Here is a 10,759-nt window from a genome sequence, read left to right on the forward strand (position 1 = left end):
GTGCGGGGGCGGTGTCAACCCGTGGACGACGGATGCGGCGAACCGCCAGAGTGGCGCCATGGCCGGACTCGCAGTGATCCTCTTGATCGTCGGAATCGTTCTCCTCCTGCTGGGGGTGTTCGTCGAGGCCGTGAAGTTCCTGCTGTGGATCGGCGTGGTCCTCCTGGTGCTCGCGGTGATCGCCTGGCTGATGCGCTTCATCAAGCGCCAGACCTGAGCCTGCGCGCCGGCGCCGCCCCACGAGCGGGCGGGTGCCGGGGGCGCGGCAGTTTTTCACGGAGCGGCCGCCTGGCCGGCCTCCGCGGTGTCGACCTAGGGTGGTCATGTGGCGCACAGCATCCTCATCACGTCCGCCGAAGGCCATTCGGGCAAGTCCACCATCGCTCTCGGCGTCCTCGAGGCTCTGAGCCACGCGACCGCCCGCGTCGGCGTCTTCCGGCCGATCGCGCGCTCGACGGTCGAACGCGACTACGTCCTCGAGATGCTGCTCGACCACGACGGCGTCGACCTCTCGTACGACGACTGCATCGGCGTCACCTACGAGGACATGCACGCGGACCCGGATGCGGCGCTCGCCCGCATCGTCGAGCGGTACAAGACGGTCGAGGCGCGGTGCGAGGCCGTCGTCATCCTCGGCAGCGACTACACCGACGTCGGCAGCCCTGCGGAGCTCGGATACAACGCGCGCGTCGCGGCGAACCTCGGGGCGCCCGTCCTGCTCGTGCTCGGCGGCCGCGCGCAGCAGGGACAGAGCGAGCAGCTGGGCGTCAGCGACCCCCGCACGCCCGAAGAGATGGGCCAGATCGCGACCCTCGCCCTCGCGGAGCTGCGTGCCGCGCGGGCGGAGCTGCTCGCCGTGGTCGCGAACCGCGTCGCCCCGGAGTCCGCCGAGCAGGCGGTCGCCGCCATCCGCGCGGCCGTCCGCACGACGGACGTGCCCGTGTGGGCGCTGCCGGAGGACCGCTTCCTCGTCGCCCCGTCGGTCCGCGGCGTCCTGCGCTCGGTTGACGGCGTGCTCGTCAAGGGCGACCAGGAGCTGCTCACCCGCGAAGTGCTGGGCGTCGTCGTCGCCGGGATGTCGATGGTGAACGTGCTGCCGCGTCTGACCGAGAGCGCGGTCATCGTGATCCCCGCCGACCGCACCGAGGTGCTGTTGGCGACGCTCCTCGCCCACGCCTCCGGCACGTTCCCCTCGCTCGCCGGCGTGGTGCTGAACGGGCCGTTCCCGCTCCCCGACGACATCGACCGGCTCATCGACGGCCTCGGGTCGAGTCTGCCGATCATCGCGACCGACCGCGGCACCTACGACACCGCGGTGCGCATCATGAACACGCGGGGGCGCCTCGCCGCCGACTCGCAGCGCCGCTACGACACCGCCCTCGCGCTCTTCGAGAAGCACGTCGACGGCGCGGAGCTCACCCGCCTGCTGGGGCTCGCGCGGCCGAGCGTCGTCACGCCGCTGATGTTCGAGTACGGGCTGGTCGAGCGTGCGCGCGAGAACCGGCGCCGGATCGTGCTGCCCGAGGGCGACGACGACCGGATCCTGCGCGCTGCGGCGACCGTGCTCGCGCGCGGCATCGCCGACCTCGTGATCCTCGGCGAGGAGGCCGAGGTGCGCGGCCGCGCCCTGGAGCTGGGCATCGACCTCGCCCGCGCGCAGATCGTCAGCCCGTTCGACGCGGTGCTCGGCGCCCGGTTCGCCGAGGAGTACACGCGACTGCGCGCCCACAAGGGCATGACCCTCGAGCGCGCCGCCGACACCGTCACCGACCCCTCCTACTTCGGCACGCTCATGGTGCACCTGGGCCTCGCCGACGGCATGGTCTCGGGAGCGGCGCACACCACGGCGCACACCATCCGTCCGGCGTTCGAGATCATCAAGACCCAGCCGGGCGTCTCGGTCGTCTCGAGCGTGTTCCTGATGGCGCTCGCCGATCGGGTGCTCGTCTACGGCGACTGCGCCGTGATCCCCGACCCCACCGCCCCCCAGCTCGCCGACATCGCGATCTCATCGGCGGCGACGGCGGACCGCTTCGGCATCGTCCCGCGGGTCGCGATGCTCTCGTACTCGACCGGGGAGTCCGGCTCGGGCGCCGATGTCGAGAAGGTTCGCGAGGCGACGGCGCTCGTGCGCGAGCGGGCCCCCGAGCTGCTGGTCGAGGGGCCGATCCAGTACGACGCGGCGACGGATGCGGCCGTCGCGTCGAAGAAGATGCCCGGGTCGGCCGTTGCGGGGCGGGCGACGGTGTTCGTGTTCCCCGACCTCAACACGGGCAACAACACCTACAAGGCGGTGCAGCGCTCGGCCGGAGCCGTCGCGATCGGACCGGTGCTGCAGGGGCTGAACAAGCCGATCAACGACCTGTCGCGCGGCGCGCTCGTGGACGACATCGTCAACACGATCACGATCACCGCCATCCAGGCCCAGGGCGAGCCCCAGGGAACAGCCTCGTGACCGCCGCCGCGCACCCCCCGGCATCCGTGTCTCACTTGTGCGGGGGCCGGGGTGGGACCGGCTGCACAAGTGAGACACGGATGGCAGCAGGACATATCGAAGGAGTTCTCGCGTGAGCGTGGTGCTGGTCGTCAACAGCGGGTCGTCGTCGTTCAAGTACCAGCTCATCGAGCTCGACACCGAGCACGTGCTCGCGTCGGGGCTCGTCGAGCGGATCGGCGAGGAGAACGCCCGGATCGTGCACAAGGTGCTCTTCACCGCGCCGGGCGCGGCGGCGACGGATGCGGAGTACTCGCGCGAGCTGCCGATCCCTGACCACACCGCGGGCTTCCGCGCGATGCTCACAGCGTTCGACGAGCACGGTCCGTCGCTGACCGAGCTCGCGCCGGTCGCGGTGGGGCACCGGGTCGTGCACGGCGGAGCGCGGTTCTTCGAGCCGACGCTCGTCACGCCGCTGGTCGAGATCAACATCGACGAGCTGTCGGTGCTCGCCCCGCTCCACAACCCGGGAGCGCTGCAGGGCATCCGTGCGGCGAAGGCCGCGTTCGGCGACCTGCCGCACGTCGCGGTCTTCGACACGGCGTTCCACCAGACCCTGCCGCCCGCGGCGTACACGTACGCGATCGACCGCGAGCTCGCCGAGGCGCACCGCATCCGCCGGTACGGGTTCCACGGCACGTCCCACAAGTTCGTCAGCGAGGCGGCGGCGGCGTACGTCGGCCGGCCGAACGACGAGCTGAAGCAGATCGTCTTCCACCTCGGCAACGGCGCGTCGGTGACCGCGGTCGACGGCGGTCGGTCGGTGGAGACCTCGATGGGGCTCACCCCGCTCGAGGGACTCGTGATGGGCACGCGCTCCGGCGACATCGACCCCGCCGTCCTCTTCCACCTGGCGCGACGCGCGAAGCTCTCGATCGACGACCTCGACACGCTCCTGAACAAGAGGAGCGGCCTGCTCGGGCTCGTCGGGGTCTCGGACATGCGCGACGTCGAGGAGCGCGTCGGGCGCGGCGAGGCCGATGCCGTGCTCGCGTTCGAGGTCTACCTGCATCGCCTCCGCGCCTACGCGGGCGCCTACCTCGCGCAGCTCGGCGGGGTCGACGTGATCTCCTTCACCGCCGGGGTCGGCGAGAACTCGCCCACCGTGCGCGCGGGGGCCCTGGCCACCCTGGGATTCGCCGGGGTCGAGCTGGACCCCGGGCGCAACGAGACCCGGGCGCGCGGCGTCCGCACCATCTCGACGGATGCGTCGCCGGTGACCGTGCTGGTCGTCCCGACGAACGAGGAGCTCGAGATCGCCCGCCAGACCTTCGAGGTCGTCGCCGCGTGCTGACGCCGTGCGTCCGGGGCCGTCAAGCCCACCGGGCGGACACCGGGACGTAACCTGCGGCCACTACGCTGACCGGAACCGCCGACACGCCTGGAGACTTCGTGACCGATCTGCCCGACCTCGCCCGTTACGACGCGGTGCTCTTCGACCTCGACGGGGTGCTCACTCCGACGGCGGAGGTGCACATGCACGCGTGGCAGACGATGTTCGACGAGCTGTTCGCCGCGTGGGGCATCACCCCCGCGTACACCGAGCACGACTACTTCGAGTATCTCGACGGCAAGAAGCGCTACGACGGCGTCGCGAGCCTGCTGCGTTCCCGTGACGTCGAGGTGCCCTGGGGCGATCCGTCCGACGAGCCGTCCGCCGACACGGTGTGCGGCATCGGCAACCGCAAGAACGAGGTCTTCGCGCGCGTGCTGCGCGGCGAGGGCATCGCGCCGTACCCGGGCTCGCTGGCCCTGCTCGACGCGCTGCGCGCCCAGGGCGTCCCGGTCGCGGTGGTGTCGAGCTCGAAGAACGCCGAGGAGGTGCTTCGGGCCGCCGGCATCCGGGATCGGTTCGACGTCGTCATGGACGGCGTCATCGCCGAGCGCGACGGCCTCGCCTCGAAACCCGCGCCCGACGTGTTCGTCGAGGGCGCCCGGATGCTGGGCGTCGATCCCGCCCGCAGCGCCGCCGTCGAGGACGCTCTGAGCGGGGCGCGTTCCGCCTCCGCCGGCGGCTTCGCGCTCGTCGTCGGCGTCGATCGCGGCGTCGGGCACGAGGCGTTGCGCGATGCCGGTGCGGATGTGGTCGTCGACGACCTCGCCGCGTTCGTAGACTGATCGTCGCGCCCGCATCCCCACCCCCGCGTTTCCCCGCCTGACACCTTTGCGGAAGGCCTCCTCATGATGGATCGTGACCGGTTCCCCGTCGACCCCTGGCGTCTCGTCGAGCGATCGTTCGACGTCGACAACTCCGGTGTCACCGAGACGCTCTTCACCGTCGGCAACGGCTACCTTGGGCTGCGCGGAAACCACCCCGAGGGCCGGTTCGCGCACGAGCACGGCACGTTCGTCAACGGCTTCCACGAGACGTTCCCGATCCGTCACGCCGAGCAGGCCTACGGTTTCGCCGAGGTCGGCCAGACGATCATCAACGCCCCGGATGCGAAGGTCATGCGCGTGTACGTCGACGACGAGCCGCTGTCGTTCGACGTCGCCGAGATCCTCGAGTACGAGCGCACGCTCGACCTCCGCGACGGCGTGCTGCGCCGCGACCTGCTGTGGCGCACGCCCTCGGGAAAAGAGGTGCGGATCAACTACGAGCGGCTGGTCTCGTTCGAGGAGAAGCATCTCGCCGTCATGAACGTCGAGGTGACGGTGCTGAACGCCGACGCGCCGGTCACCGTCAGCTGCCAGCTCATCAACCGGCAGGACGGCGAGGACGTCTACGGGGGCCGGCCGGTCGGCAGGTCCACGGCGGGATTCGACCCGCGCAAGACCGAGAAGCTGCACGAGCGCGTGCTGCAGCCCCGCGAGCACTGGCAGGAGGGCGAGCGCTCCGTCCTCAGCTACGAGGTCACGGAGTCGGGGATGACCGTCGCGGTCGCCGCCGACCACCTCATCGTCACCGACAACGAGTACACCGCGCGCACGCTGATCCAGCCCGACATCGCGAAGAACGTGTTCCGGGTGCAGGCGAAGGCCGGCGTGCCGGTGCGGGTGACGAAGCTCGTCAGCTACCACACGTCGCGCGGCGTGCCGGCGCCGGAGCTCGTCGACCGCTGCCGCCGCACGCTCGACCGCGCCCGCAGCGAGGGCGTCTCCGAGCAGTTCCGACGCCAGCGCGCCTGGCTCGACGGGTTCTGGGAGCGCTCGGACGTGCGCATCGCCGGGCACGAGGACCTGCAGCAGGCGACGCGGTGGTGCCTGTTCCAGCTGGCGCAGGCCTCGGCCCGCGCCGACGGCCTGGGCGTCCCCGCGAAGGGCGTCTCCGGCTCCGGCTACAGCGGCCACTACTTCTGGGACACCGAGATCTACGTGCTGCCGTTCCTCGCGTACACGAGCCCGCTCTGGGCCCGGAACGCCCTCCGGATGCGCGTGCACATGCTGCCGGCGGCACGCAAGCGCGCGTTCCAGCTGAACGAGGTCGGCGCGCTCTTCCCGTGGCGCACGATCAACGGCGAGGAGGCCTCGGCATACTACGCCGCGGGCACCGCGCAGTACCACATCAACGCCGACGTGAGCTTCGCGCTCGCGAAGTACGTGCGTGCCACCGGCGACGTCGACTTCCTCTACCGCGAGGCCGTCGACATCGCGGTGGAGACCGCCCGGCTCTGGACGACCCTCGGCTTCTGGCGCGACGAGAAGGACGGCGAGGACTCGTTCCACATCCACGGCGTCACCGGACCCGACGAGTACACCACGGTCGTCAACGACAACCTCTTCACGAACGTCATGGCCCGCTTCAACCTCCGGTTCGCGGCACGCACCGTGCGCGAGATGGAGTTCGAGGCGCCCGAGTCGTACCGGCTCATGGTCGACCGTCTCGGGCTCGACCCCGACGAGGCCGACGCGTGGGACAAGGCCGCGGAGGCCATGCACATCCCGTTCAGCCCGGCGCTCGGCATCCATCCCCAGGACGCCGTGTTCCTCGAACGAGAGGTGTGGGACCTCGAGAACACGCCGCCCGGGCAGCGGCCGCTGCTGCTGCACTTCCACCCCCTGGTGATCTACCGGTACCAGGTGCTGAAGCAGGCGGACGTGGTGCTCGCGCTCTTCCTCCAGGGCAACCACTTCACCGACGAGGAGAAGCTGGCGGACTTCGAGTACTACGACCCGCTGACCACGGGCGACTCCACCCTGTCGGGCGTCGTGCAGTCGATCCTCGCCGCCGAGGTCGGCTACCAGGACCTCGCCCTGGAGTACTTCCTCGACTCGATCTACGTCGACCTGGGGGATCTCCACCACAACGCCGCCGACGGCGTGCACGTGGCGTCCGCGGGCGGGGTGTGGACCTCTCTCGTCAGCGGCTTCGGCGGGATGCGCGATCACTTCGGCGAGCTGACCTTCGACCCGCGCCTGCCCGCCGACTGGCCGGAGCTCGCGTACGCGCTCGCCTGGCACGACACGCGCCTGCACATCACGCTCCGCCGGGACGAGATGATCGTGGGCGCCGAGGCCGAGGGCACCCCCGTGTCGTTCTCCGTGCGCGGCGTCTCGTACACGGTCGACGGCGGTGAGGAGGTCGTCGTGCCGCTGGCCACGCAGGGTCCCGTGCGCGAGGGCAGGCCGTCGCTCCGGATGTTCGCCGACGTACGGCGTGAGGACGGCACGCTGCTGTCGGCGTCCGTGCCGACGCTGACCTCGGCGATCCCGATCGTCACCGGCCCGATCCCGATCGTCACCGAGTCGATCCCGATCGTCGACCCGGAGTCACCCGTCGACGCCTGAGCGGGGTGCCCGTTCCGGCGGGAGCCGTCCCCCTCGCGCGGGACGTCACGGATGCCGACTCCCGAGAAGGCGGGGGTGGGATGACGCCGGGCATGATGTCGGCGGTACGCCGTAGGCTGTGTGGGTGACCACCGCCCTGTACCGCCGATACCGACCCGAGTCGTTCGGCGAGATGATCGGGCAGTCGCAGGTCACCGATCCGCTCATGACCGCGCTGCGCGGCGACCGCATCGGCCACGCCTATCTGTTCTCGGGTCCGCGCGGCTGCGGCAAGACGACGTCGGCCCGCATCCTCGCCCGCTGCCTCAACTGCGCGGCCGGTCCCACCGACACCCCGTGCGGCACGTGCGACAGCTGCGTCGAGCTCGGACGCGGGGGCGGCGGTTCGCTCGACGTCGTAGAGATCGACGCGGCGAGCCACAACGGCGTGGACGACGCCCGCGACCTGCGCGAGCGCGCGATCTTCGCGCCGGCGCGCGACCGGTTCAAGATCTTCATCCTCGACGAGGCGCACATGGTGACCCCGCAGGGGTTCAACGCACTCCTCAAGCTTGTCGAAGAGCCCCCGGCGCACGTGAAGTTCATCTTCGCCACGACCGAGCCCGAGAAGGTCATCGGCACGATCCGCTCGCGTACCCACCACTACCCGTTCCGCCTGGTTCCGCCCGCCGCGATGCTCGAGTACGTGCAGACCCTGACCGAGACCGAGGGCGTGTCCGTCGAGCCGGGCGTGCTTCCGCTGGTCGTTCGGGCCGGCGGCGGGTCGCCGCGCGACACGCTATCGCTCCTCGACCAGCTGATCGCCGGGTCCGAGAACGACGCGGTCAGCTACGAGCGCGCCGTCGCGCTCCTCGGGTACACGCACGCCGAGCTGCTCGACGAGGTGATCGAGGCGTTCGGTGCGAAAGACGCCGGCGCGGCGTTCACCGCGGTCGATCGCGTCGTGCAGACCGGGCAGGATCCCCGCCGTTTCATCGAGGACCTCCTCGAGCGACTGCGCGACCTCATCGTGATCGCCGCGACCGGCCAGGGGGCGAGTTCCGTGCTGCGCGGCATCCCGGTCGACGAGCTCGAGCGCATGTCGCGTCAGGCGACCGGCATCGGCACGGCGCGGCTCTCCCGGACGGCCGACATCGTGATCGCCGCGCTCGACGAGATGACCGGGGCGACCTCGCCCCGTCTGCAGCTCGAGCTCATGGTGGCGCGTGTTCTCGCGCAGACGGCGCCCCCCGCCGAGCCACTCGCGGTAGCCGCTCCGGCGATCCCGGCGGTGGCGGCGCCCGCTCCGCGGCAGCCGGATCGTGCCCCGGCACCGCCTGCGGCAGCACCCGTGCCGAGAGACGCCCCTGTGACGATGCCCCCTGCGGCGACGCCGGAACCGAGGGATGCGGGGGCGCCCGACGGCGCGACCGCATCCAGCGCTCCCGAGGTCGCGCCCGCCACGACGGCGACGCCCGCCGCGCCGGAGGAGGGGGCGCCCGCCGATCGGGCGGACGACCCCGCGGTCCCGGTCGGGCCCGTCACGGTGCAGCGCATGCGCGACGCCTGGCCCGAGGTGCTCGGACGACTCGAGGACATCAGCAGGTCGTCGTGGCTCATCGCGAGCGTGGCGAAGGTCGCGGGCCTCGACGGAGACATCCTCACCCTCTCGTTCCAGAGCCAGGGCGACGTCGCGGCGTTCAAGAAGCGCACGGCGGGCGCCGGCCCGAGCGAGGACCTGCGTCAGGCGATCCAGGGCGTGCTCGGAATCCGCGTCAAGTACATCGCACGGCACGACACCGACGACCCGGGTGGTCCCGCGGGTGCGGGCGCGCCGGGCGAGCCGCCGGCGGCGCCCCGCGCCGAGACGCCCGGCGCGCCTCCCGCGCCGCGGTCCGCGCCGTCCGCATCATCCGCGCCGTCGCGCCCGGCATCGACCGCTCCCGTCACCGAGTGGGCCGTCGCGCCGATCCCGACCGACGCCCCCGCTGATCCGGATCCTGCCCCGTCCGCGGGGTCCAGGCCCGATCCGGGCGCGTCGGCACGATCGACCGCCGTCTCCGCCTCGGCGGGTCGCGCATCGGCTTCCGCGCCCGCCTCTGCCGTCATTCCGGCTCCGTCCGGCCAGTTCGCCGTCGACGAGGAGCCGGAGGACGCCGCATCCGCCCCGCAGCGGACGGTCACGCTCGCGCCGGTGCAGGACGGAGCCGTGCTTCCCGCCGCCGAGGTCGCCCCGTCGTTCGAGCCGGAGGCGCCCGACGACCCCGCCGACGAGGAGACCTTCCCGGTCGACGCTCCCGTGCCGCCTGTGATCGCGCCGGTCGTCCGCACCGCCGCGCCCACGGGCATCCAGCGCTACGGCGAGGCTGTCGTCCGTCAGGTGCTCGATGCGCGGTTCGTGCGTGAAGAGCCGTACGAGCGGCCCACGAGGTTCGCCTGATGTACGACGGCATCGTCCAAGATCTGATCGACGAGTTCGGTCGGCTCCCCGGCATCGGTCCGAAGTCCGCGCAGCGGATCGCGTTCCACATCCTGCAGACGCCGAACTTCGACGTCTCGCACCTGTCGCAGTTGCTCGGCGAGGTGCGAGAGAAAGTGCGTTTCTGCGAGGTCTGCGGCAACGTGACCGAACAGGATCGCTGCTCCATCTGTCGCGATACCCGCCGGCACGCCACCCTCATCTGCGTCGTAGAAGACGCCAAGGACGTCGCCGCGATCGAGCGCACGCGTGAGTTCAAGGGGCTGTATCACGTGCTCGGCGGCGCGATCAGCCCGATCGCCGGCGTCGGACCCGACGACCTGCGCATCGCGCAGCTGATGCAGCGGCTCGCGGACGGCACGGTGCAGGAGGTCATCCTGGCCACCAACCCCAACCTCGAGGGCGAGGCGACGGCGACGTACCTCAGCCGTCTGCTCACGACGCTCGAGATCCGCGTGACCCGCCTCGCATCGGGACTGCCGGTCGGGGGCGACCTCGAGTACGCCGACGAGGTCACGCTCGGGCGTGCCTTCGAGGGGCGCCGCATCGTCTGAGCCGGAAGACACTCGTTCGGTTCCTGAGCGAGGAGCGTAGCTCCGAGACGACGGGCGGCGACCGGGCTTTCGCCATCGGCGGCGCGTCCCGGGCCCTGAGAAGCTGATCCGAAGGTCTCGTCTTCTCGGTCCCTGGGCAAGGAGCGGAGCGACGAGACCAAGGGGCGCGGCCGGGCTTTCGCCACCCCCACGGAGTGTCCCGTCAGGGGCCCGGCGAAGCTGACCCGAAAGTCTCCTCTCTCGGTCCCTGAGCGAGGAGCGAAGCGACGAGACGAAGGGGCGCGGCGCGCTCGTTCTGCTGGGCGCTTCGTCCCGTTGCGCTCGGTCCAGTGCGGAGTGTCGAGCCTGAGAGTCTCGTGGGCGTCGCCCCATCGCGCTCGCGTTCCGTCCTACGTTCGAAGGACGGAACGGAGGCATCATCCATGCACACCACCGCACGTCCTTTGGCCGTCGTCGCCTTGCTGGCGGCTGCTGTCCTGACCGCTTGCGCACCGGAGGCGCAGCCTGAGCCCACGGTTCTCCGAC

7 protein-coding genes are annotated in these 10,759 nt (G+C 71.3%); all 7 read left to right on the plus strand.

The genetic code is table 11. The annotated features are described in order from the left end of the window. A partial coding sequence (locus GVL03_RS22075; protein ID WP_235038233.1) for a hypothetical protein occupies positions 1–217 on the plus strand: 217 nt, incomplete at its 5' end. Positions 218–325: 108 nt separating this feature from the next. Further along, positions 326–2,455, plus strand: coding sequence for a phosphate acetyltransferase (gene pta, locus GVL03_RS18225; RefSeq protein WP_159502434.1), 2,130 nt, complete (start codon positions 326–328; stop codon positions 2,453–2,455). 112 nt (positions 2,456–2,567) lie between these two features. Next, entirely contained in the window at positions 2,568–3,788 is a 1,221-nt protein-coding gene (locus GVL03_RS18230) for an acetate/propionate family kinase (protein WP_159502435.1), read from the plus strand. Between the two features lie 98 nt (positions 3,789–3,886). After that, positions 3,887–4,612, plus strand: a complete 726-nt coding sequence (locus GVL03_RS18235) for an HAD family phosphatase (protein ID WP_159502436.1) — start codon at positions 3,887–3,889, stop codon at positions 4,610–4,612. A 63-nt stretch (positions 4,613–4,675) separates the two neighbouring features. Then, entirely contained in the window at positions 4,676–7,222 is a 2,547-nt protein-coding gene (locus GVL03_RS18240; RefSeq protein ID WP_159502437.1) for a glycoside hydrolase family 65 protein, read from the plus strand. Between the two features lie 124 nt (positions 7,223–7,346). Then, positions 7,347–9,641 carry a DNA polymerase III subunit gamma and tau gene (locus tag GVL03_RS18245; RefSeq protein ID WP_159502438.1) on the plus strand — a complete coding sequence of 765 codons (2,295 nt, stop codon included), beginning with the start codon at positions 7,347–7,349 and terminating at the stop codon, positions 9,639–9,641. Continuing rightward, complete coding sequence (recR, locus tag GVL03_RS18250) at positions 9,641–10,234, plus strand: recombination mediator RecR (RefSeq protein ID WP_159502439.1); 594 nt, start codon at positions 9,641–9,643, stop codon at positions 10,232–10,234. Before GVL03_RS18245 ends, recR begins: the two co-directional genes overlap by 1 nt. The last annotated feature ends 525 nt before the right edge of the window (positions 10,235–10,759 follow it).

The organism is Microbacterium sp. 18062 (assembly GCF_902706225.1).
In the GTDB taxonomy this organism is placed as follows: Bacteria; Actinomycetota; Actinomycetes; order Actinomycetales; family Microbacteriaceae; genus Microbacterium.